The organism is Cerasicoccus maritimus (assembly GCA_031296935.1).
Lineage (GTDB): Bacteria > Verrucomicrobiota > Verrucomicrobiia > Opitutales > Cerasicoccaceae > Cerasicoccus > Cerasicoccus maritimus.
This window is the reverse complement of record JAVDPD010000003.1, coordinates 101,416-123,924: the sequence shown is the minus strand read 5'-3', so window position 1 is coordinate 123,924 and position 22,509 is coordinate 101,416. Positions and strand designations below refer to the sequence as shown.

Here is a 22,509-nt window from a genome sequence, read left to right as displayed (position 1 = left end):
CGCAAATTATTTTTCTGAATCTTGGATCACGGGGCTGCGGCAGCAGCTTCCTACTTCGGTAGTCGAATGCCCGTATGGAGCTCCACAGCGTCCAGCAAGGCATTGGAAATGGCGTCTGCCAACAGGAGTGGCTTATCCATTGGAAATATCCACTGGTCACCCCAAGTTAGGTTTACGTTCGGATATTTCGGACGCAGCTGCGCCTCCAGTTGGTTCAAATATTCAGGAGATATACGTTCGTAGGCTTTGCGAACGTCCGCTGTCGTAAACATGTTCTCTTCGTCGGGTGCCTCAGGGTCATATAACACCGCCATGTTGCCAAATAGCATCATCGCAACCCGCGCCTCCATCGCGTCAGCTTTAGCTGAGTCCGTCTTCCGGAGGACAGGCTCGTATGCTCTCCAACTGGCGTCAAGCTCGCCGTATGCGTCGATTATCCCCTGCATTCCCTGATCAATGGGGATGACATCCAGATTTTTATAGGCCCGGGTATAAGTTGAAAGCGAAAGCAAGAAGCGGTCGGCAAGCGAAGGCTGTAATAATGCATGCGTCACATTCAGCAAAAGCAGGTAAAGCCCAAATACTGCCATATTTAATCTGATCATATTTCATCAGTAAGCTGTACATAAACAACCGACAAGTGCAATGTACTCGCCACAGCCGTGGCTCCCAGAAGAATCTAAATCGACATACAGGCTACTCATTTCACTCTATAGCTAGATAGCGACACCTTTACTACCGTTTACGGCATCACCGGGGCTGGCGCCTCACGCCACGGAGAGTAAAGCGCGTCATCCTCCGTGTAAAGTCGGCCATCGGCGCCTGCGCTTCGCACCTCGATCCGGTCCATCGACAACTGGTGAAACTGGTAGGGCGCGCCCCAGCGGTCGACCAGTTCTCCATCAATTATGGCCGGGTGGTCCGCTGGCAGGAAGGGTATGCGCACCGGGTTGTCGCCCGTGAGCGCCCGCGTGAACTCCGTATTCAGACTCATAGGCCGCCGTTGCGTTTTCCACACGCCAAACATTTGCTCCAACAACAGATGCACGTTCGCCACATCATCACGCGCCGTAAGTGCGGGGTCGTTCAATTTGGCCGCAGCGGGGCTCATCGGCAGGCTATAAGAGAAGGCAACGGGCGAGCTCGGCGACACAGGCTTGGGCGCATCGAGCGAGGGCAGCGATTTATCCTCATCAGCAGACTCATGATCAAAGGGCTCTGACCACTGACCGCGCGGTCCGGCAAGATACCAAGTCAGGCCAACTGCAAGCAAAAGGCCCAGCCACCAACCTATGCGCTTCGGGTCCATCGAACTAAGCTGCTACCATTAACTTTGCCATGCAAAGTATCGCCATGTCCGACTTCATCGTCATCCCATCATACCGAGCGGCCCCATGGCGCCCGGAGTGTAAAAATTCGTCACGTTGGGGAGCACCATCGATAAATCCGATGAACTTACTCCAAACCATAAAGCAAGCTCGCCAAAGTATTCATCAACGGAGGTGGTCGGGATCAGGCGTCCACGTCCAGTGTCCAAGGGATTGTCTGCATACAGGTCAGGATAGGTCCCATAAATATTGGCTCCATTAACCGCACCACCACAGACAAGGTGGTTGCCTCCCCAGGCGTGATCCGAGCCTTCCCCATTGGAAGTTAACGTGCGCCCGAAGTCAGAAGCCGTAAACAGTGTTACATTATTTTGTTCATTGATCTCCTCCATCGCAGCATAAAATGCCGCGACAGCCTGGCTGATCACGGGAGCCATCGTGGCCATATTGCCGAGCACTTCGTCGTGATGATCCCAGCCACCGAACTGCACAAAAAACGTCTGTCTACGCATACCGAGAGCAGCGTGCGCAGCGATAGTTTGTGCGACCATTCGCAGTTGCGAGCCAAGATTAGTTTCCGGAAAAACTGTGGCCAGCTCGATACCCTGAGTTGCCGCGGAAAATTCCTCGTGTGCATCCAGCGCGTTCCTTGTCGATTGCGCAAAAGTCTTTTGGAAAAGGTTCTGGTATTCGATATCCATTTGACTGTCGATTGCGGCGCCACGAGCCGGATAGCCGCCCCAATCCCAGTCATAACCGCTGAGTCCCTGAGATCCATCTGTGCCGATGGAATATTGGAAAGTTTGGTTACCATTTTGCCATACGTTGCTGCCAGCAACGGAGATGTTCATCGAAATTCGATCATTGTCGTTCAGCGAATGCAATAAATCCGCAGTGCGCCCGCCCCAACCAATCGCTTCGCCACTTTGCGGCACAGAGGTCTGCCACTGCTTGATTTGGTCAGCATGCGAGTAGAGCCCAAGCGGTAAGTTCACTAATTCGTTCTGGTATTGGCTCAGTGTTGTCGGCTCGATCAATGTGCCAACATTGGTCACCCAGGCCAAGTTACCCGCGTTGAATAAATCTCGCAGCTCACTCATCCCTGGGTGCACACCCAAATCCTTACCGATCGAGTTCGCAATATTCAGCGTGTGCAAATCAGCCTGCGGCAGCGCTAGGTCCGCACGTACGCCAGCATATTCATTATATTCGTCCGTACCGGAAGGAACGAGGAAGTTGTATGAATCAGCGCCACCGGCGAGAAAAAGACAAACCAGCGCACGATAATCTGAAGCGGGCGTTACGGTTTGCGCCGCAGCTGTGCTGGCCATGCGTAAATTCAGCAAGGTGGAAAACAATGCGGTAGAGCCAACTGCCGCACAACTGGCTTGGCCGATAAACTGGCGACGCGAGAGTGATGGATTTCCCTTCATGCTTACTTTGTGTTAGAAAGTTACTTTGCAAATGAGAGTTAGCGCAGAACTGCGGCATCTGCCGAAGTGGCGATCAAATAAATTAAAGACTGCACCATAAACTCATCGGACTGGCCGTCGAACTCCGGGCGATTGAGCATAAACCTCAACGAGTCGTGTAACTCAGGAGTCATATTGCCAAATGTGAGTAGATTGTTCAGGTATTCAATGAGAGCATCCTGGTCGTTGATCAATGCAACGACTGGCGAAAAATCAAACCTTACGACGTCGTCATCGTTTTCAGACCAATTCAGTTGATACAAGATACTGGAGTTGAATTGATTAGGAATCGTAATCCCTGTCACCGCCGTCAGAATCTGGAACTCCGGCGCCACAAGCCCACTATCTCTAATCTCACCAAGTGGCTGATAGTCTGGCTGGAAAAAGTTAAATACACTAGGCGAGCTCAAAGGCTGTTGGCTAAAGGCATCATTAACCCAAAAGATCGGATACTCGCCGCTATTCGAAGATGCATTGAAGGCACGCGCCAAGGCAACATAGCGCAAGTAATTTTCGCGTAGCATACCGTGCTCTGGGTCATCCAGCATATCGGCGTCGCGGGCTTCCTCATCCAAAAAAATCGCACGGATAAGCGACTGCATATCACCGCGCACACCCGATGGATTATGTGGTCCCCCGCCATTGAAAGCCTCCGTTACACGAGCCACATAGGCGTTGGAAGGATTCGAAGTGACTAACCGCTGAATGAGCAACCGCCCAATAAACGGTCCAACATTCGGGTGGTTGAAAATGACATCCAACGCACGATCAATATCATTAACGGCGTAATTATCTTCAGGGTTCTCGGGGTCGTTAGCCGGCAATTCAACTCCTAAAACAGTCTTTGCCCCTTGCTCATGGTAGTATTGCTCGACATGCTGATTCAGCTCATTATCCCAAACGCTATAAGGCCCCTCCCAGAGAATCATTGGAACCGTGTAGGTGCGCCAATATTCGTCATTTTCAACAGTCGGCCAGTAAAACTCCCACCAGACACTGGTGTCTCCCTGCCCCCAGCTCATGCCAGTGAAGACACTGGCAAGGTTCGTGATGTCGCTATTATCATAAGTGGGGATGGGCTGGCCAAATTCGTCTAATTGCCGAGTGCCATCATCATTGAGCATCCACAGCCCAATCGAAAACAACTGCATAATTTCGCGTGCATAATTTTCATCGGGGAATCGGTTGATCGCAGGATCTGCGGGTAAGTTGCCACGATGGCTCAAGTAAACCCCCATGCAAGGATGATAGGTGACGGCTTCGAGGAGCTCTCGGTAATTGCCAAAGGAATGCTCAAGCAACATATCGTAATAATTGAGCATGCCAACTGGATTACCATCCAGCCCGCCATTGGTATCCGAAATAACCAATATCTCACTCAAGGCAAATGCCATTCTTTGGCGTAGCGGATCGGGCGCTTCCATCGCCTGATGCCACCAAGCGAGCATCTTGTGATGCGAATACGGGCCACCAATAGCGCCACCCAATAACTCCCAATCATACCCCATGAGTAATGGCTGATGCTGGCCAACTGTTTGGGTAAACTGATCTTCGATCCAAGCCTCAATGCCAACAGCCTGCACATCAGTTATCAATGACGGCGTCGGACCAAAGGTTGCCTGACCAAGAAAACGAGCAGCTTCACGAGTAGTAATCGTCGGGTCTGATTCATCATCGATTATGCTCACACTGGTGCTTGCGCGCGTGCCGATGAGATAACCCGCCCCAGCGTCCAACGCAATGTCAATGGTTTCGACTCCCTCAGGTAGTGCATCATCGAGCGCACTTATCGGAATCCATGCCGCAAGCTGGCCGATGCCAAACTCAACCGTTCCCCCGGGCAATGCATAATCGACGCCTGCTGTCGCGGAACCATTAAAACTGAGGTTGACCGTGAAAGCATCAAGCCCACCGCGACGTTGAATAAGTATGTATCCCGGCGCAGACCAGTTCTCAGCAATATCCACTTGCAGCGCATAGATATTCACGGTGTTCCCAGAGCTCAATGCCGCCTCAATCCGCATCTGGTCGTCCTGACTGAAGCGCTGGCTGTTCGCGTTTTCCGGATCAAAGCCAAGCTCAATTTCCTCCCAATCCAAAACGCCGTCTTCGTCGGTATCGAGGTCCGTCACCACCAGACGAAAGAAGCCCGGGTTGGAGCTAAAATCGATCAGCGCCTGTTGCGCGGCGTCTTCCCCGTCGTAAGTCGCGATGACGCTCCACGCTTCACCAAGTGTCGAAACATGCTCAAGGTGATAGATTTTTCCCGGTGCGCCAACCCAATCCAAAGACAGCATCTGACCAACTGTCTGTAAGTTGGTCAGCCTAAAATTTGAGCGAGGATCGAAAGGGTTCGTGCCTGCTTCGGCCTCCTCTTCATTCGTCATGCCATCGCCATCAGCGTCACCATCCACGGGCAGACCGCTAGCCTGATAACGCATTTCCCAAACATCACTTAGTTGGTTGCCATTTTGATCAACCTGCCCATGCACCTTCCAAGAAAGGAGGGAGGCTGCGATAAGGATGCCAGTATACAAGGCTTTCATAGTAGTTCCAAACTGAATTTAAACCAGGGAAGTAAACCTCGCCCCAGTTAAGTCCACCTAATATGCCTCATTCAAAATAAGCCCACAACCCTAGATAATTTCCTACTGAAGACCTAACGTGCCTTTGACCAGAAATTAGCGAAATCTGGGGGGCAAAATGCGATTTTCACGCGTTTTCAGAATATTTTTTTAACATATGCGTGGGCAACAAGGCGTCAGCAAATGCAATCGCCCTTGACTGGCATCAGCCAGCATGAAACAGGGCTCACCCAAGTGACGAGTCACACGGCGCCACAGCTCGTCTCCCAACGTCAAACCAGCATGAATGCCCAACACACGGTGAACCGCAGAGCGCGAATACAGTCCCCAGGCTTCCAGTATTTCCGACTCTTCGCCAAAGTAGGGAAAACCTCGCTGCCACCCTACCCTAGGCAATGCCGCCAGTCTACGAATGCGCCAGCGAATGGGCGCGGGCTCCGCGATGGTAAACGAGAGACGCCGCGCATCGGCCAAAGCGCGTGAACGCTGCTGAAAGGCTGGAAGAGTTGCAGATTCACTTTGCATCGCAGAGTCACTCTGTAACGCAAAGCTTGCTTTTGTTCCAGAAAAAAGAAACGGCTCCGGTTACCCGGAGCCGCCCTTTACCAGTCTTGTCAGTCTTGTCTTGCGTCAGTCTGTTATCTTTCCAGCTGAAATTTTATTGGCAGGCTTCGCACTCGCCACCATTCATGAGGGCGTCGAGGCTGCAGGCCTTCACCTCTTCTTCGGTGTATTGCTTCTTGGGCGTCTCGGCGGAACCTTCTTCACCCTTGCCCATCGCGCCACGGACTTCCTTCTTCACGCCCACAGTGGCCTTCTCGATATTCGAGGCGCCGAGGGTGCGCAGGTAGTAAGTGGTCTTCAGGCCCTTGCGCCAAGCCGCGCGATACATGTGCGACAGCGTCTTAAGGTCTGGAGTTTTCAGGAAGAGGTTCACGCTCTGGGATTGATCGATCCACTTTTGGCGGCGAGCTGCTGCATCGATGAACCAGTTGTATTCGATACCAAAGGCAGTCGTATACTTGTCCTTGAGCTCCTGCGGAATGCCGTCGATGTTTTCGAGCTCGCCGTCGAAATACTTGAGCTGATCAAGCACTTCAGAGGTCCACAAGCCGCGCTTTTTCAGGTCGCGAACGAGGTGGTGGTTGAGGACCACGAAGTCGCCGCCCAAGTTGCTCTTCACGTAGAAGTTCTTGTAGTAAGGCTCGATGCAGGGGCTGGTGCCCATGATGTTGGAAATCGTCGCCGTCGGCGCAATGGCCAGCACGTTGGAGTTGCGCATGCCCTGCGATTGAATCTTCGTGCGGAGCGAATCCCAGTCGAGCTTACCGCCGCGGGGCACGTCGATTTCCAAACCGCGTTCATCGGCGAGCATGTCCAGCGTGTCGGCCGGCATGAGGCCGCGGTCCCACTTAGAGCCCTTAAAAGTCGAGTAGCTGCCACGCTCAGCAGCGAGGTCGCTCGATGCTTCGTAAGCGTAGTAGGCAATCGCTTCCATGAACTCGTCGTTGAACTCAACGGCTTCGTCCGAGGTGAAAGGAATATCCTTCAGGTAAAGCGCGTTCTGCATGCCCATGATACCGAGGCCGATCGGGCGGTGGCGGGCATTGGATGTTGCGGCAGCCTGCGTCGGATAGAAGTTGATGTCGATGACGTTGTCCAGCGCACGAACGGCGACATGGATCGTGTCACGCAGCTTCTCGAGGTCGAGGTTGCCTTCGGAGTCGAGGTGGCTATCGAGCACAACCGAACCGAGGTTGCAAACGGCAGTTTCATCGTCGGACGTGTTTAGCGTGATCTCGGTGCACAGGTTAGAGCTGTGGATGACCCCGGTGTGGTCCTGAGGCGAACGCACGTTGCACGGGTCCTTAAAGGTGATCCACGGGTGACCGGTTTCAAAGAGCATGCGGAGCATGGACTTCCACATGTCGATGGCCTTCAACTTCTGGCCCCAGATTTCGCCAGCTTCGGCCTTGGCTTCGTATTCGACATACTTGTCCTCGAAGGCTTTGCCGTAAAGATCGTGCAGCTCCTTGGCTTCGTTGGAGCGGAAGAGCGTCCAGTCGCCGCGTTCTTCCATGCGCTTCATGAACAAGTCCGGAATCCAGTTCGCGGTGTTCATGTCATGCGTGCGGCGACGGTCGTCACCGGTGTTGCGGCGCAGTTCGAGGAAGTCGAGGATGTCGTTGTGCCAGGTTTCGAGGTAGGCGCAGCCGGAGCCGCGACGCTTGCCGCCTTGGTTCACTGCGACGAGTTGGTCGTTGTGCAGCTTGAGGAAAGGAATGACCCCCTGGCTCTCGCCGTTGGTGCCCTTAATGTAAGAACCCGTGCCGCGAACCGCTGTCCACGAACCACCGAGACCGCCCGCCCACTTCGAGAGGAAGGCGTTTTCGGCAATGCCACGATGCATGATGGACTCGATGGAGTCGTCCACCTTGTAAAGGTAGCACGAAGAGAGCTGGCTATGCGTGGTGCCGGCGTTGAACAACGTGGGCGTGGAAGAGCAGAAGCGGCGGCTCTTATATAGATTGTAAAGGCGCATGACCCAGCCTTCTCGGTCTTCCTTTTCCTGCAAGAAGAGGCCCATCGAAACACGCATCCAGAACAGCTGCGGCGTTTCGAGGCGGCGCGACTGTTTTTGGGACTTGTCGACGATCAGGTAGCGATCATACATCGTGGAAATGCCGAGGTAGTCGAAGTCGAGGTCGGCTGACGGGTCAAGCGCGTCCGCCAGACGTTCGATATCATAATCCAGCAAACGCGCGTCAATACGCTCCAGCTCAACACCACGCTTCAGGGCACCCTTGAAATACTGACGATGCGCACCCTTGAGGCCTTCAATGCCGTCGCGCATGATATCCCAACCGAGCACTTCTTCGTAGATGTAGCTCAGGAGCACGCGGCCCGCAAACTTGGAGAAGTCCGCGTCCTTTTCGATGAGGCTCTTGGCGTTGAGAATGATCGTGCTCTTGAGGTCGTCGCGGGTCATTTCCGCGTAAAGCGAACGACGCAACTCTGACTCAATTTGCTCCTTGGTCAGGCAGAGGTCGAGGCCGATGGATGCAAAGTCAATGCGCTTGCGCAGCTCAGCCGGGTCCCAGAACTCGGTGGTGCCATCCTTGGCAGTGAGCATGATCATGGAATCCTGACGGCTGTCGTCTGCGGCCTGCTCAGCCTGCAATTCGCGCAGACGGCGACGATGCGCACGGTAAAGAATATATGCTTCCGCGACCTTAAAGTGGTTTTGGCGCATGAGCTCTTCCTGCACGATGTCCTGCACCTGCTCAATGTGGATGAAGGACTCGCCAAGGTTGCGCACGCGTTCGGTGACGCCACGGGCCACGGACACCGCCGGCGCGGAATCAAGCTGCTGCGATAGGAAGGACTTGCGCACGGCGACTTCGACCTTGTTCTGATCCCACGGCACGACCTGCCGGTTGCGGCGGATCAAGCGGGCGCTGATCGGCTCGGGCTCATCGCCACCAGCCACGCCGTTACGACGCTGGGCGACGAGGCTGCGCGCGACGTCGTGCGCGTCATGCTCGATGAGGGCCTTTTCGATGATCAGATTAATGTCGAGATCGGTCAGGGTAATCTCGCCCTTGCCCTGGATTTGGCGGGCGATGTTTTCGCTCACTTCCTTGGCCACCTGTGCAACGAAAGCCTGATTCTTGTCAGTGAAGATTTCGTTTTCCTCACGTGAAAGCATGAGGTCGGTCAGGGCGTGGCCAATAATTTCAGCGACTTCAGCAAGCTCGAATTCACGCTCTTCACCGCCGAGTTCCACCTTAACTTCAGGGTGCTTGATGTCTTCGAGAACGACCTCGCGCCAATTGAAGCGCTGCTTTTGGTCGGTGGGCATAGCGACAATGCGCTTCAGGGCGATATCTTCGTCGAAAGAGTAATTGGTAATCATAAGACAGGCTGACAGTTTTCCAGCAAAGCGGAGAAAGGTTATCTAAATGTGGTTGCGAAAAGCCAGAGACAGCAAGGCCCCGTGACTTAGATAGAGTATGGCGCTAAAGAGGCGCGGTGAACGAGTAGTTGAAGAGGACAGCACTCCGCGGGGGGCAGCTCAAACAGAAGTTGTTGGAACTTATGCGCATATCAACTTTCTTTGATCGTTACACTAGATATAGCGGTGGTTAGCGTTTTAAATACAAGATATAGTAGTCGGGTTTGTCAAAAGCTTTATTGGGAAAAATGTTGTCCACCGCCGAAATCCACCGTGAAGCGGCACCTTTTTGTGACTCTTCCGTTAACTAGCTGTTACTGGCGGCTTTACGGAAAAGTACGATACGATTGGTGTTCGTGCCCCGGGAGTTGTTCGCCACGCCCCAGCAATTTGCGGTCTTCGTAAAGTCCTGCTGGTTGATCAAAATGAGGACCGGTTCGAGGCCCGCGGCGAGGCCCGCACGAACGGCATAATTCTCCAGCTTGATCTTCCCGCCGCGCACTTCGCCGACCTCAAATGCAACCCAGCCGCCCGGCTTGAGCAACGTCTTCATTTCGGCAAGACTGGCAGACATGCGGTCGGTCCACTGGTCGACTTGGCGGCATTGCCAAATTGGCACGGCGTCGGCATCGATGCCATTAAACCAGCAGCGCAGCCAGTTGTCCGTCGCGTATTGGACAACATCCAAAAACGGCGGCGAAGTCACCACGAGCGAAACCGACTCTGCGGGCAAATGCTGCGACAGCGCGTCGGCCGATGCCGTGACCATGCGCGCCTGGTCCTGCACGCTGTCAAGCATGGCTAAATCAACTTCGGTCAATGCCTTGGTCAGTTGCTTGCTCTTTTTCTGTATTATATAGAAGATATCGCGGAACGGCGGCTGCTGCTCGCGCTTGGCGTTGATCTTGCGCTGGCGGTCAGCCGTCACCGCCTGATTCGGCGGCAAAGTATAAACGGAAAAGAAACCGCTGGAGTGGCCGGTCAGCCGATTCGTCGCCACCAGGCGAATCCACGCATCAACACTATCGAGCACGCCTGCTTCCTGCCGCCCCTGCAAGTAACTACGCAAGACTTTGAGGCAATGCAGCGTCTCGGGATGATAGAACACGAGTAGGTCTTCGTCGGGCGCATCGCTAACAGACTTTGCATCGCAAAGTTTCTTCACGACTTCCAAACGCTGAGCAACGTCGCGGCTTGATGGTGGGTCGAGACGCGGCGCGGTCAGGCGCTCCGCCAGCGGGCTGACGTCGGCACCAAACGGAACGCGTCCCTTCAACGCAGCTTCGAGTGGCGTCGTGCCGCGGCCCATGAAGGGATCCAAGACAACATCACCCGGCGCCGTCAGACGCTCTATAAAGAAGCGCGGCAGCTGCGGCTTAAAACACGCACGGTAGGACACCTCGTGCAACGCGTTGGCCTGGCGCTGTTTCGCGGTCCAAAACTCATTGATATAGACCGGCAGCTCGAGACCATCCTCGCCATGCCAACCCTCGACTTGCGTCTCAGCACCAAACTCCGCAAAGGCCGTGAGCTCGGCATGCAGCGCCGCCTCGTCTGCGATGTCCGGCGCAGATTGAGTATCGAGATTGAGGAGCGGCTGGTTCACTGGGTTAGTTTTAATGGTAAAAATCACTCATCATCTGGCTCAGGAACAAAATCAAGAGCTTCCTGATAGACATCCTTAAGTAGATCAATCAATTCGAGAGCCTCTTCGTGATGCAAGACAATGACACTCTCACCATCATAGTCCCTTTCTTGTCGAATGCATACATGACCGTTACGACCAACATATGCTTCACACCCATATCTCGGTTCGATCTTACGTTCGCTCATATCTATAAAGGTTTAGTTTATGCATCTCCAAAGGTAGCGCCCGTTATCCCTAACGGGCATGTTCATCAGACTGGGAAAACATCCAAACGCAGTGCCCGTTAGGGATAACGGGCGCTACCTTTGGAGAGGAGTTGGTGGGGAAAAGGCCGCGGTTTCGCAAAACCGCGGCCCCATCCTTTCCATTTACCACCATGCCACTTTGGTGGGCGTTTCCAACTCGCCCGCGGCAATTGTTCTTGCATTAAAGTTCGTCGTCATCGACGGAGTCCAGCGAACTGGCCTTCTGATATTCGGTGACGCGGCCTTCGAAAAAGTTTTGCTCCTTCTGGATGTCCATCATTTCGGCCAGCCAAGGGAACGGGTTGCCCAAGCCCGGGTTGAGAGGCTTGAGGCCGCAGCTCTCCAGACGGCGGTCGGCAATGTAGTCGATGTATTGCACGAACTCATCGGCGGAGAGGCCCACGGCGTTGACCGGCAGGCAGTCGCGGATGAATTCCTTCTCCAGCGCGATGCCTTCCTTCATGGTTTCAACGAGCTCTTCCTTGAACTCCGGAGTCCAAACGTCGGGATTTTCGTCGACAAGGTCCATCAGCACATTGCGGAACACTTCAATGTGGTTCGACTCGTCGCGCAGCGTGTAGCGGAACATCTGGCCGATGCCCGGGAACTTGTTCTGGCGGTAGAGGCTCAGCACCATGCCGAAGAGGCCGTAGAACTGCGTGCCTTCCATCACCTGACCGAAGAGGAAGCAATTCTTGGCCAGCGCCTGCTTGTTCTCGGTCTTGGTGAGGTCGATGTCGCGGCGCAGCGCGCGGGAGTTGCTAACAACAAAGTTGGTCTTCTTTTCGATCGTGGGGATGTCGGAGAACATCGCCTCGCACTCGTGCGGATTGATGCCAAGCGAGGAAATCATGTAAACCAGGCTGTCGGCGTGGATGTTTTCCTCGTGCGCGTGGCGGCCCAAAACGAGCTTCAGCTCCGGCGCGGTGACGAGGTCACGGGTGACGTGCTGGATGTTGTCGCCCACAATGCCTTCGGCGGCCGAGAAGTAACCGATGGCCATCTTGATGATCCAGCGGTCGATGTCGGAGATCTGGCCCGAGCTGTCGCGCCACTGCTCGACGTCCTTCTGCATGGGGACGTCTTCCGGCTCCCAGTGGTTCGACTTCATCGTCTTGTAGAGGTCGTACGCCCACTGATATTTGAGCGGTAAGATGTTGAAAAACATCGTGTCGCGGCCATTGATGATCTTCTTGGCGGCGAAGGCCTGCTCGGCCTTTTCTTTGTCCAATACGAAAGTTTTGTTTCCGATGGTGACGGTGGTGGTCTCGGAGGACGACATGGCAGTTATGCGGAAGTTATTCAGGTTGAAGATTTAGCGTAGAATAGCAGCCCGTCACGGCCTTGAGGGCATTAGGCGACGATGCAGTGAAAGGTGGGGCGATTTTAAAAGCATGTCAACAACTACCACTACATCTAGGGTGATTTTTCCACAGAAACCACTAGATATAGGAACGGAAGATCAATTAGAGTTAAACAACGGCACAGGCGCATGGCAACGCAATGGGGTGAGCGTCACCAGAATGCCACGAAATCGCCCCATCGCACAAGGAAGAGATATTCTTAGTTACCGCCAAGTTATTCACAGCCAATTTCCAGACCTTCCAAGACTGCGTAAGCCGCTAAAAATCAGGTAAATACAGTAGACTGATCCGTGACTTTTTTAACAACGGCGAAACAGCATAAACCACCCGTTGGGGAATCAATTCACAGGCAAAGAGCTTAAGAATGGTTCGTTGGATTTGACTATGGAGTGCGCCAGCCCTCTGGCGCTTTAGGATGGAACCGATTATGCAAGATATGCAGTTAGCAAAAAATTTAACCTTACCCAAAATACTCAAAGCGGCAGAGGGCTGCCGCACTCCATATCCGCCTCATCGCATTTAGCGGAGCTTATCCTGCCCATGCATCGAGCGCCGCGCGAAACGCCGGGCTCCACTCGGTCGGCTGATGAGTCTGCCCACCGAGCTTGCACACCGTCCGGACGCCGTCGCAGTAGAGCGTTTCGCCGTCGCCCGAGAGAAATTCGAACGGCATGGAAACGCCTGCCGCCCGGATGCGCGACACCCGGTAGCGGATCAGCACCGGGCCGGGATCACGTAGCGCCGTGCGGTAGTTAAGCTCCAAATTCCTCACCACAACATAGATGTCCTCATCGCGCTTCGCATTGAAATCCGGCACGCCGAGCAAGTGCTGAAAAAACGCCTGCTGCGCGCGCTCGAGGTGCATCAGATAGCGACTGTGATGCAGCACCCATAGGGCGTCGAGCTCATCAAAATAAACGTGGCTGCGGAATTCAAAAACGGGTTCGGGCATCTGCGCATCCAACTACGTCAGTCTGCTGATTGCAAATCCCGAGCCACATCTTCCAGCGCTTTCGCGAGATCGACATGCGGGCTATAAGCAAAATCCCGGCGCGCGGCGTCGATGGAAAACCAGTGGCTCTTGGCCAACTCAGTCGCCACAAAACGCGTCATCGGCGGCTCGCCGCTCAGGCCAAACGTGCCCCATAGCCACTCGCAGACGCCGCCAATTTTCGTCGCGGCCTTGGCGGAAATCTTCTTCTCGATCGGCGGCACATCGACGCGCTTCAGCAGGTCATTAATCCACTCCCAGAGCACGACCGGTTGGCCGTCGGACAGAAAATACGCCTTGCCACCTGTTGCCCCGTGGAGCAGCGCATCAAAGGCCTGCAAGTGTGCGCGGGCAGCGTTGTCAACATGAGTCAGATCGACGCGATTTTCGCCCTCCCCCACGATGCGCAGGCGGCCGGTTTTCGCCTTGGCCACCACACGCGGCACCAGGTGCGGATCGCCCACACCCCAGATTAAATGTGGGCGCAGCGCACAGATGCGGACACCGGCTTCGCCATGCGCAGCGAGCAGCTCGCCCTCAGCAATGGCCTTGGTGCGGGCATAGGGGCTGAGCTCGTTTTTCGGGTTCAGCGGCAGGGATTCATCGGCGCCTTCAAAGGCTTCGCCGGAGAAGGTTACGCTCGGCGTGCTCGTGTAAACCAAGCGTTCGACGCCATGCTTTTGGCAGGCTTTTAAAACATTGCGCGCACCGGTGACGTTGGCTGCGAAAAACGATTCCTCGCTGCCCCACACACCGGCCTTCGCCGCGACGTGAAACACCGCGTCGCAACCGGCCACTGCCTCGTCAACTGCCTCGGCGTCCGCCAAGTCGCCTTGTATCACCTCCACGCCACGCAGGACATTGCCCGGCTGCGGCGAGCGCCCAAAGCCGCGCACCGCATAGCCACGCTCCAGGAGCAGCCCAACAATGCGCGCGCCAAGGAAACCTCCACTGCCAGTGACCAGGATTTTCATGCTGCTAGGTATGCGTAATTCAGCGGGCGCGTAAAGCCCATTGCGGAACCTGCAATTCTCAAGGCAACTCCGTCAGCACGGGTGCGATGCGAGACGCGCCGACGCTACCATATTTCAAAGTGAAGAGGGTCACCAAACGTAGTCAGTCCAATCGTCCGGATGCTCTTCCATGATCTTATCGACCGTCTTGCGATCCTCTTCAAAAAGCCAGAGCACCCCAGCCCAATAAACGCTTGGCAGGATCACGCAAAGAACCGCGATCTTCCAGCGCTTCTTGACCAAACAAACGATCAGCCCCGCCAAAGCTGCAATGACCAATGGCACACCGAGCAACGCAAGTCCCATTAAGATGAGCATTCCGAGCCGATCCCCTTAGACGGAAAAAAACATCACTGCTCAACTCGCGCCTTAATCGCGGCGCGAAGCTTTTCCAGATAGTCTGGCGGGAAAGTCCATTCTCCGGAGGCGTCGTTCCAAACTAGGCCACGCTCGGCAGGCGTCAGGTGGTAGTCGAGAGATGCCAGAATATCGCTGCTGGTCCAGGGGCTATTGCGAAAATAGCCATGACCGTTTCCTTTCGTGGCATCCTCGGCGTCAGAAACATTGATCAATTGCAGCTTATTAGAGTTACGCACAAACTCCATAGCCTGTGGGAGCTGGGCAAGAGCCTCATGAGATGCACCGATACGCTTACGATCAAAGAGCCAATCGCTGAAACCGAGCGCCATGTCGCCCGTGGAATTGTAGATGGTAAATTTGTCCACCTTATCGAGGGCGTGATCGGCCAAAAGCGCCCCCACCTTCGCCGCACTGACATCCCCGCTCACTAGGATCACGTGCCCAAGGTGCGGCGCGCTTTGGTCGATCGCTATGTTGTGCAGGGTCTCTGCGGCCATGCGGGTGCCAGCGCTGTAGGCCAACACGTTGATCTTCTCCACGTCCGTGTGGTCAGCGAGAAACTGCAGGAAGCGGCGGAACTCACGGGCACTGTTCCCCGAGGCCTCAATGTCGCGCAAATAAGCCAGCAAGCTCGGGGTCGACGGCCAAGAGTAGGCAATGGTCACACCATCATAGCCCATGAAGTGCCAAAACTCGGTCGCCACCAGCACGGGATCGTCAAACGGCGTTTTATAGCCATGCACAAAAATCAAAATCTCCTTATCTTCGGATTGAGCCAACTGGCGGTTGATCAGACCAGCAAAGGCTGCATCCGCGTTGGGCGTATCCGGCGTCGGGTCCTTCACAAACGGATGCCGGGTGTTCGACAATACACCCAGCTCATCCACGCTCTCAATTTGAATCACCAAATCCCTGTCTCGCACTGCACTGGTGCTCATTTTGCGGACTGCTTCCCAGTCGAGCTCAGAATCCGTCACCGTGACCTTCGCCACCCCCACGCGGACTACGCCATCAACATCGCCGCCGTAAAACTCCGAGCCAAAGTCGCGGCGGTCCTCTTCGTCCCGGGTCGGCATTCGGTTGGTGGCGTAAAGCATGCCCGCGTAGGCATTCGCGTCCCTGGGGCGCTCAACGCTGAGGGGATCGATCTCACCGTTCTCGTAAACCGCAGGCGCGCGCATGACTTCCAATTGGTAAGACTTGCTGGCACAGCCGGCGAGAATGCCAGATAGCACCATGAGAAACAGGGCGTGGTAGCGCATGCCCAAGGTAATTAAAACGCCTCACATCAACCCGCAATGGCATTTTTTTTTCCACCCGCATTTTTCGGCCAAATCGGAAAACACGCCATTTTTCGCTGATTATCAATTATCAATCTAAATTCCGCCGCCAAACAGATTCACAACCTACTATATGACAACATCTTTCAAATCGCAACACTTCATAAAAACGCATAATTAAGAATAAGTGATACAACAAAACTAATACTTTTATGCACTTTTAGGGGAAATATTTATCCATTTCATGGAATCTAAAGCAAACTTTTGGAGTGATAAATTGGCATTTTCGGGCGGGCAAAGCAATCCAGACAGTGCATTTGCCTTGGAAGGCCGTGATTGAAATGCCAACGCAAACGCCAACAGATCAGCCTCAACTTACGCCAGGTCATAACGGAAGTTCGGCCAATCGTCCTGCTGCCAGTTATAATCCATGAGCCGAACAGGGCAGCAAATGGGCTCAGCTCTAAGAGGGCGTCTAAAAACTCAAGTGGTCTTCGTCGGAGAGCGCCTCCGAGGCCAAAATATCATTTCTTCATCTCGACGAAACTTGTTTCGCCTCGCTTCAGAAGCCGAAATTTTGCCTCTCGAATACATCTCGCCGACTCGATCAGACTTTTTAGACGCCCTCTAAGCTAATCTTCGTAAATCGGCTCGCCCTCGGTTTTAGCGATGATCACGGCCGCGCAGGTATCGCTGAAGACGTTAACCGCCGTGCGACACATGTCCAAGGCGCGGTCGACGACCCAGATCAGCCCAATGTATTCCGTGGGCACGCCGAGCACGCCCATGATCAGGAAGATCGCCACAATGCTCGCCGAGGGAACACCCGCCACGCCAATGGACGTCGTCAGCGCCAGGAAGACTACCATAATCTGCTGGCTCAGCGTCAGCGGGTCGAAGCTCGGATCGATGACCGCGATGACCTGCGTCACGAAAATGACGACCACGCATTCGTAGAGCGCGGTACCGTCCATGTTGACCGTTGCGCCGAGCGGCAGCGTAAAGCTGGCCGTGCGGGGAGACACCTTGGCACCTTTTTCAACCGTCTCCATCGTCAGCGGCAGGGTGCCCGCCGAGCTCGCCGTGGAAAACGCCGTCAGCAGCGGGTCCGACATCGCTTTAAGGTGCGTCCAGGGGTTGACCTTGAAAAACGCCAACACCCCGCAAAGCGCCGCGATGTGCAGAAGTAGCCCCAGCAGGACCGTAAGGGTAAACTTCGACAGCGGCTCGATTAAATCCATACCGAGCTCAACCAAACGCGGGGTCACGAGCGCGAACACACCGATTGGCGCGAACTTGAGAATAAGCTCTGTCACGCCGATCATCACTTGGCTGGCACCCTCCCAGAAGTTGACCTGCGTTGAGCGCCACTTTTCATCCAGCCGGCTGATAAAGTAACCAAACAGCACACTGAAAGTAATCAACCCAAGCAACTTTCCGTTGTTGCTGGCATTCTCGATGATGTTTGCGGGAAACATCCGCAAGAAGACGTCCCAAATATCCTGCGCGCTCTTGCCCTCGACCTTGGCCGAAATGATCTCGCCCGCGTTCGCGGCGTTTGCGTTGGCCTCCATCCGTGCGGCGACCTCCGGGTCGACTGTGCCGGGGGCAATCACATTGACGAGCAGCAAGCCAATCGTCACGGCTACGGCGCCACTGCACACGTAATAAGCCAGCGTCTTAAAACCCATGCGCCGGAAATCCCGGCCACCGGTCAGGCCCGCCATTGCCGCGATGATCGAGCTGGCCACCAAAGGCACGATAATCATCTTCAGCGCGTTCATGAACAGCTTGCCCAAGAACGAGCAAGCGCCCAACACATTCGCGCCCAGTGCAGCGTCAGCGCCACCGGTCGACTTGATGACGACCGTCGCCATGAGAGATAACACGAGGGCGGCTAAAATTTGCCAATGGAGTTTCCACTTGAGTGGATTCATGAGTTCATGCTTCACGGATGGAGGGCAATGAAAAGAAAAAATGGAATTTTCCCTTGGCGGAATCCGCCTTTAGCACTTAGCAAACGAACAAGAGAGCAACCGCTACTCCCTGTATTCGTAGGTGCAGGGGCGCATGTGGAACTGCCCATCACCCAGCGAACTATTCGTGCTCGTCGCGACTGCCCCGCTGTAGTGCGTGGAGCTGGAGCACCCCTGGGACAACAGCGCCGCCAGCCCAACTCCGATTAAAGTGAGGCAAAGTTTCAAACGGCGGCATGGTCGTGGGTGGGTTGTCTTCATAATCTCGCTTTCGTACGTCAGCCATGCATATGCATAGCCAGAACGGACTTCCATTACCCATACAAGCTCAGCGAAATCCCCCAATCACTTGGGAAATTTCGGGGCAACCGAACGACGCTGCCCCGCCGGGATCTCAATCGGATCGCCCTCAGCGCAATCTTCATCATTCTTGTAGATATAGACCGTGACAGGTTCATCGCTGCTCGGCGCAGTCCACTGCCATTTGCCGATTTCCAAGAATTCCATGGCCACACCCGCGTCCATCGACAGCCCAGGGCCCGTGCCGCGCACGTAGGGCTTGTTGCCAATGCCGATCAACACTTGGGCAATCAGCGTCGTCGCGCCTCGCTGCTTCTTGGGCTTGGACTTCGGCTCCGCAGCCACGCCCTCAATGAGTTCACCCTGCTCGGGCTCTTCATCCGGAGACTCCTCGACATCCTCTTCGGTGGCAATTTCGCCAAATTCGTCCCAATCATCAAAGCCCATGCCACTCACCTCAGCGTCCACAAGAGCAGCTTCGTCCGCTGGCTCTTCTTCCGATTCAGCTTCCTCGGCCACAGCTTCAACTTCTTCGGACTCTTCCAGATCGTCGCTCAGTGCGATGTCAAAATCTTCCTCCTCCAGTTCGGCCAAGGCAGCTTCGCTCATTTCGGGCATAGCGTCGGGCTCGGGCTCAGCCTCAGCCAAGTCCTCGTCCGATAGAAATTCTGGCTCGGCCTCAGCGGGCTCTTCTTCGGAAAGTTCTTCATCGAGGAGTTCCTTGGCTTCGTCCACCGTCTCTTCCGATTCAGGTTCTGGCTCAGCGCTATTTTCAAGCTCTTCCTCGAAGCGCGCGTCCATCTGGCTGAAATCTTCGCCGTCGACGCTCTGGTCTTCGTCTTCTGCGGGCAACGAGCTGGCAATGTCAAAATCTTCCGCTTCGTCAGTCGGCCCTTCGACTTCGTCAACGAAGTCGTCACCCACTTCTTCATCTTCCGTGAGCGGTTCTTCCACATCGACCTCGATCAGTTCGTCGATGACTTCCACCTCATCGTCTTCTTCCGACTCGGGCTCTTCGTCAATGACCGCCTCGGTGTAATCTTCAAGCTCGTCCTCGTCGGCAACTTCGTGCTCCACGATGGCCACGGTCTCGGGGGCAACATTCTCCTCGTCCTCTTCGTCGAGCACGCCGTCGAACGAGCCTTCCAGCGCCTCGGCAACTTCCACCTTGGGCTCAGGCCTGGTGGGAGTCGACTCCACCAACTGCGCGGCAGTATCCTGCATCATCGCCATGAGCCCTTGGTAACGCGCTGCCAAGTCGCCCAAAAGCGACACCTGCATCGGCAAGCCCTGCAATTTCGACAGTGCCGAGTTGAGCTTGTCGTGCTGTTTGTCCGAGGTCATGGCGACCTGCTCGGCGATGGCCTGGGCAAACTCATCCCGCGCCGTTTCAAACTGTGTGCCCAGCGCCTCCTTGAGCTGCTCGGAGTCGAGCGAAGCTTCGCCTCCACCGGCCTTGATCTCCTTGATACGCGATTCCATGCGCTCAAGCAAGGTCTCGAAAGCCCCGCAGATTTCCGCACTACGGTCGGTCGCCTGGATGACCGATTCGCCGATTTCCTGAATGCCCATCATCGCGGATTCGATGCGGCGGGCGTTCTCGGTGTTCGCCTGCGACAGATCGTATTCCTTTAGCTTGGCGGCGGTGCGAAACTCGATCAGGAACGGCAAACACGCCACCACGCCGCCCATCGCGACGAGGAACAGCGAGCCCATGAACATCAGCGGCGTCAGCGGCCAATCGCTTCGAAACACGATCACTGCCGCAAAGAGCAGGAGAACCGCGTCGAACACGATGAATGGAATTTTATTAATCTTCGGGAGCGGGACGTTTTCTTCGAAGGCCATAGGACAAATTCGGTATGCCTAGGAGTAGTCGGCGTTTTCAACAGAAGCAAGAGTGGATGTTGAGAATGAGAGAGTAAGGACGCCGTCTTCAGGAAAATTTCATCAAAGCACTGTCCACACAATGCACACGCCACCCCGCATTTCTACATACCATGCACAACCCCACAGCAAACCCCAGCGCCAAGAAAACGCACCATCAATTGAACATCAGCCACTTACAAAACATAGACCAAAATTGGCACGCATCGGGCGTTAATGGATAGCATGGAACAAAACAACGACTCCCGCTCATCCGATAACGCAGTCCAAGAACCTGGCTCATCCTTGGATATCATTTCCAAGATCCTCCTCTATGGACTTCTATCCATCCCGCTACTCGGCGTGCTTGGGGCATTCCTGCTCGTTCTCGCGCTAAAGTGTAACGTGATCTCCATCTGGCCAAGCTAACCAACGCCAACCACCAACCAGTTCGCCATGCACGACGCCACCACGAAAAACGAATGCACCGGCATCGCCGAGACCATCTCTATCATGCTCCTCGGAACTGCCATTACACTCAGCATTCCAGTAGCCGCTTTCTTCATCTTCCTGAAGATGCTCGAACAAGCCCTCAGCAATGTCCACTAACTCAACCACCAGCTCAATGAACCAAGACACCAACACTCCAAACTCTAAGAAGATCAGTCCCTCTAGCTTCGCATTAAATTTCTTAGCCGGATTCGTAGGGTTTTTAGTAATCGCTGGAGCCCTCTTCGTTTATGTTGTAACCAAAGGGCTCAGCTTCGGCGGCTAACCTGAAAATGGTATCCACCACCACGCAGCTATGTATCAAGACACCACGAACAACCGGGACAAACGCAGTGTGAGCCCATTTGTATTTCAGCTGATCTTCACTGCATTGATTGGGCTGGGAGTGATGCTCCTATTCCTATTCGTTGCCTACGGAATACCGCTAATGCATGTAATATACCTGAGGCTTTAGGCAACGTTATCTCCCTGCGCCAGCCTACAACTCAACCTCACTCTCGCCTCAGCGCGCGACGAAACCGGCCTTGCGCTGGACCTTGCCCAGCATTTTGAAGGCGCGCTTTTGGGCGGCGTCGTCACCACGCTTGATGACTTCGGTCAGGTATTTCTTGTCGGCCACGACGGCTTCGTATTTCTCACGAACCGGCGCAAGCATCTTGGCCACGGCGTCCGCCACGGCGTCCTTGAAATCCTTGTAGCTGGCCTCGGCAAATTCCTTTTCGAGCTCTTCGACGGACTTGCCTGTCGCCACTCCGAGGATACCCAGCAGGTTCGTTACGCCGGGCTTGTCGTCGGACGCGCGGACGCAGCCCGGGCCGGAGTCAGAGTCCGTCACCGCGCTGCCGATCTTTTTGCGGATCGTTTTTTCGTCGTCGGTGATGTAAAGCGTCGAGGTCTGGTTTTCGTCGCTCTTGGACATCTTCTTGGTCGGGTTTTGCAGCGACATGATGCGCGCGCCCGTCTTCGGGATGAACAAGTCCGGCACCTTGAAGGTCTCGGAATACGTGAAGTTAAACTTCTGCGCGAGGTCGCGGGTCAGCTCGAGGTGTTGCTTCTGGTCTTCTCCCACGGGCACGATGTCGGCGTTGTAGAGAAGGATGTCCGCCGCCATGAGCACCGGGTATTGCAGGAGGCCGCTGCCAATGAAGGCTTGGTTGTCCTCGGAGCGGGCCTTGGCGGACTTGTCCTTAAACTGCGTCATGCGCTCGAGCTGGCCGAGCGGGCAGAGGCAGCTAAGGATCCACGCCAGCTCGGTATGGCCGATGATGTGGCTTTGCACGAAGATGTTCGCCTTGTCCGGATCGATGCCGCAGGCGATGTATTGCGCGATGCACTCCATAGTGTCGCGGCGGAGGTCGGCCGGCACGTAGGGCACAGTGATCGCGTGCAGGTCGACGATGCCAAAATAGCACTCATAGCCATCGAGGTAACGCGTCCAATTGCGCACGGCCCCAAGGTAATTTCCGAGGTGGAGTTTGCCGGTCGGTTGGGCACAGGTCAGGACGACCTGCTGTTGTGTGGATGCGTCACTCATGATAACTTCAAAAACGTTCCATAAAGCCAATGCGTGCGGGGGTTTCAAGGGTTTTTAGCCAGCGGCTATTTAGCCACGGATG

General features: G+C 54.9%; 18 protein-coding genes. 2 read left to right on the top strand and 16 right to left on the bottom strand.

Annotated features, from left to right (window positions below; genetic code table 11):
• Positions 1 to 50: 50 nt before the first annotated feature.
• The 15 genes from RBB62_RS02280 to RBB62_RS02210 all read right to left on the bottom strand — a co-directional run bounded on the left by RBB62_RS02280 (position 51) and on the right by RBB62_RS02210 (position 20,365).
• Positions 51 to 590, bottom strand: coding sequence for a hypothetical protein (locus RBB62_RS02280; RefSeq protein WP_309396598.1), 540 nt, complete (start codon positions 588 to 590; stop codon positions 51 to 53).
• A 152-nt stretch (positions 591 to 742) separates the two neighbouring features.
• Positions 743 to 1,309, bottom strand: a complete 567-nt coding sequence (locus tag RBB62_RS02275) for a hypothetical protein (protein ID WP_309396596.1) — start codon at positions 1,307 to 1,309, stop codon at positions 743 to 745.
• 60 nt (positions 1,310 to 1,369) lie between these two features.
• A complete protein-coding gene (locus tag RBB62_RS02270; protein ID WP_309396594.1) occupies positions 1,370 to 2,674 on the bottom strand; it encodes a DUF1501 domain-containing protein in 1,305 nt (434 codons plus the stop codon).
• 125 nt (positions 2,675 to 2,799) lie between these two features.
• Positions 2,800 to 5,346 (bottom strand): DUF1800 family protein, encoded by a 2,547-nt coding sequence (locus RBB62_RS02265; protein ID WP_309396592.1) that lies wholly within the window; start codon positions 5,344 to 5,346, stop codon positions 2,800 to 2,802.
• A 697-nt stretch (positions 5,347 to 6,043) separates the two neighbouring features.
• Positions 6,044 to 9,301, bottom strand: a complete 3,258-nt coding sequence (locus RBB62_RS02260; protein WP_309396590.1) for a ribonucleoside-diphosphate reductase subunit alpha — start codon at positions 9,299 to 9,301, stop codon at positions 6,044 to 6,046.
• A gap of 346 nt (positions 9,302 to 9,647) precedes the next feature.
• Entirely contained in the window at positions 9,648 to 10,946 is a 1,299-nt protein-coding gene (locus RBB62_RS02255) for a DNA methyltransferase (protein WP_309396588.1), read from the bottom strand.
• A 23-nt stretch (positions 10,947 to 10,969) separates the two neighbouring features.
• Positions 10,970 to 11,173 carry a hypothetical protein gene (locus RBB62_RS02250; RefSeq protein ID WP_309396587.1) on the bottom strand — a complete coding sequence of 68 codons (204 nt, stop codon included), beginning with the start codon at positions 11,171 to 11,173 and terminating at the stop codon, positions 10,970 to 10,972.
• A 241-nt stretch (positions 11,174 to 11,414) separates the two neighbouring features.
• Entirely contained in the window at positions 11,415 to 12,515 is a 1,101-nt protein-coding gene (locus tag RBB62_RS02245) for a ribonucleotide-diphosphate reductase subunit beta (RefSeq protein ID WP_309396585.1), read from the bottom strand.
• A gap of 611 nt (positions 12,516 to 13,126) precedes the next feature.
• The gene (locus RBB62_RS02240) at positions 13,127 to 13,549 is read right to left on the bottom strand and encodes an acyl-CoA thioesterase (RefSeq protein ID WP_309396583.1); all 423 of its coding nucleotides are present in this window, start codon (positions 13,547 to 13,549) and stop codon (positions 13,127 to 13,129) included.
• Positions 13,550 to 13,566: 17 nt separating this feature from the next.
• A complete protein-coding gene (locus RBB62_RS02235; RefSeq protein ID WP_309396581.1) occupies positions 13,567 to 14,562 on the bottom strand; it encodes an NAD-dependent epimerase/dehydratase family protein in 996 nt (331 codons plus the stop codon).
• 129 nt (positions 14,563 to 14,691) lie between these two features.
• Entirely contained in the window at positions 14,692 to 14,907 is a 216-nt protein-coding gene (locus tag RBB62_RS02230; RefSeq protein ID WP_309396580.1) for a hypothetical protein, read from the bottom strand.
• 44 nt (positions 14,908 to 14,951) lie between these two features.
• On the bottom strand, positions 14,952 to 16,223 hold the full coding sequence (locus tag RBB62_RS02225; protein WP_309396578.1) for an alpha/beta hydrolase: 1,272 nt from the start codon (positions 16,221 to 16,223) through the stop codon (positions 14,952 to 14,954).
• A 650-nt stretch (positions 16,224 to 16,873) separates the two neighbouring features.
• On the bottom strand, positions 16,874 to 18,193 hold the full coding sequence (locus RBB62_RS02220) for a dicarboxylate/amino acid:cation symporter (RefSeq protein ID WP_309396576.1): 1,320 nt from the start codon (positions 18,191 to 18,193) through the stop codon (positions 16,874 to 16,876).
• A 145-nt stretch (positions 18,194 to 18,338) separates the two neighbouring features.
• Positions 18,339 to 18,503 (bottom strand): hypothetical protein, encoded by a 165-nt coding sequence (locus tag RBB62_RS02215; protein ID WP_309396575.1) that lies wholly within the window; start codon positions 18,501 to 18,503, stop codon positions 18,339 to 18,341.
• A 59-nt stretch (positions 18,504 to 18,562) separates the two neighbouring features.
• Positions 18,563 to 20,365 (bottom strand): hypothetical protein, encoded by a 1,803-nt coding sequence (locus tag RBB62_RS02210; RefSeq protein WP_309396573.1) that lies wholly within the window; start codon positions 20,363 to 20,365, stop codon positions 18,563 to 18,565.
• A gap of 264 nt (positions 20,366 to 20,629) precedes the next feature.
• Between RBB62_RS02210 and RBB62_RS02205 the strand changes: the two genes are divergently transcribed.
• Positions 20,630 to 20,812, top strand: a complete 183-nt coding sequence (locus RBB62_RS02205) for a hypothetical protein (protein ID WP_309396572.1) — start codon at positions 20,630 to 20,632, stop codon at positions 20,810 to 20,812.
• A gap of 27 nt (positions 20,813 to 20,839) precedes the next feature.
• The gene (locus RBB62_RS02200) at positions 20,840 to 20,992 is read left to right on the top strand and encodes a hypothetical protein (RefSeq protein ID WP_309396570.1); all 153 of its coding nucleotides are present in this window, start codon (positions 20,840 to 20,842) and stop codon (positions 20,990 to 20,992) included.
• Positions 20,993 to 21,395: 403 nt separating this feature from the next.
• Here the strand turns inward: RBB62_RS02200 and trpS are convergent, their stop codons facing one another.
• Positions 21,396 to 22,427: a tryptophan--tRNA ligase gene (gene trpS, locus RBB62_RS02195; protein WP_309396569.1), complete on the bottom strand. Its 1,032-nt coding sequence runs from the start codon at positions 22,425 to 22,427 to the stop codon at positions 21,396 to 21,398.
• Positions 22,428 to 22,509: the final 82 nt, after the last annotated feature.

Bases quoted from the DNA above. Each gene is read 5' to 3' on its own strand.
- RBB62_RS02205 (WP_309396572.1), top strand. From the start codon at position 20,630: ATGGAACAAAACAACGACTCCCGCTCATCCGATAACGCAGTCCAAGAA.
- RBB62_RS02275 (WP_309396596.1), bottom strand. From the start codon at position 1,309: ATGGACCCGAAGCGCATAGGTTGGTGGCTGGGCCTTTTGCTTGCAGTT.
- RBB62_RS02265 (WP_309396592.1), bottom strand. From the start codon at position 5,346: ATGAAAGCCTTGTATACTGGCATCCTTATCGCAGCCTCCCTCCTTTCT.
- RBB62_RS02200 (WP_309396570.1), top strand. From the start codon at position 20,840: ATGCACGACGCCACCACGAAAAACGAATGCACCGGCATCGCCGAGACC.
- RBB62_RS02235 (WP_309396581.1), bottom strand. From the start codon at position 14,562: ATGAAAATCCTGGTCACTGGCAGTGGAGGTTTCCTTGGCGCGCGCATT.
- RBB62_RS02210 (WP_309396573.1), bottom strand. From the start codon at position 20,365: ATGGCCTTCGAAGAAAACGTCCCGCTCCCGAAGATTAATAAAATTCCA.
- trpS (WP_309396569.1), bottom strand. From the start codon at position 22,427: ATGAGTGACGCATCCACACAACAGCAGGTCGTCCTGACCTGTGCCCAA.
- RBB62_RS02215 (WP_309396575.1), bottom strand. From the start codon at position 18,503: ATGGCTGACGTACGAAAGCGAGATTATGAAGACAACCCACCCACGACC.
- RBB62_RS02230 (WP_309396580.1), bottom strand. From the start codon at position 14,907: ATGGGACTTGCGTTGCTCGGTGTGCCATTGGTCATTGCAGCTTTGGCG.
- RBB62_RS02260 (WP_309396590.1), bottom strand. From the start codon at position 9,301: ATGATTACCAATTACTCTTTCGACGAAGATATCGCCCTGAAGCGCATT.
- RBB62_RS02240 (WP_309396583.1), bottom strand. From the start codon at position 13,549: ATGCCCGAACCCGTTTTTGAATTCCGCAGCCACGTTTATTTTGATGAG.
- RBB62_RS02280 (WP_309396598.1), bottom strand. From the start codon at position 590: ATGGCAGTATTTGGGCTTTACCTGCTTTTGCTGAATGTGACGCATGCA.
- RBB62_RS02225 (WP_309396578.1), bottom strand. From the start codon at position 16,223: ATGCGCTACCACGCCCTGTTTCTCATGGTGCTATCTGGCATTCTCGCC.
- RBB62_RS02250 (WP_309396587.1), bottom strand. From the start codon at position 11,173: ATGAGCGAACGTAAGATCGAACCGAGATATGGGTGTGAAGCATATGTT.
- RBB62_RS02245 (WP_309396585.1), bottom strand. From the start codon at position 12,515: ATGTCGTCCTCCGAGACCACCACCGTCACCATCGGAAACAAAACTTTC.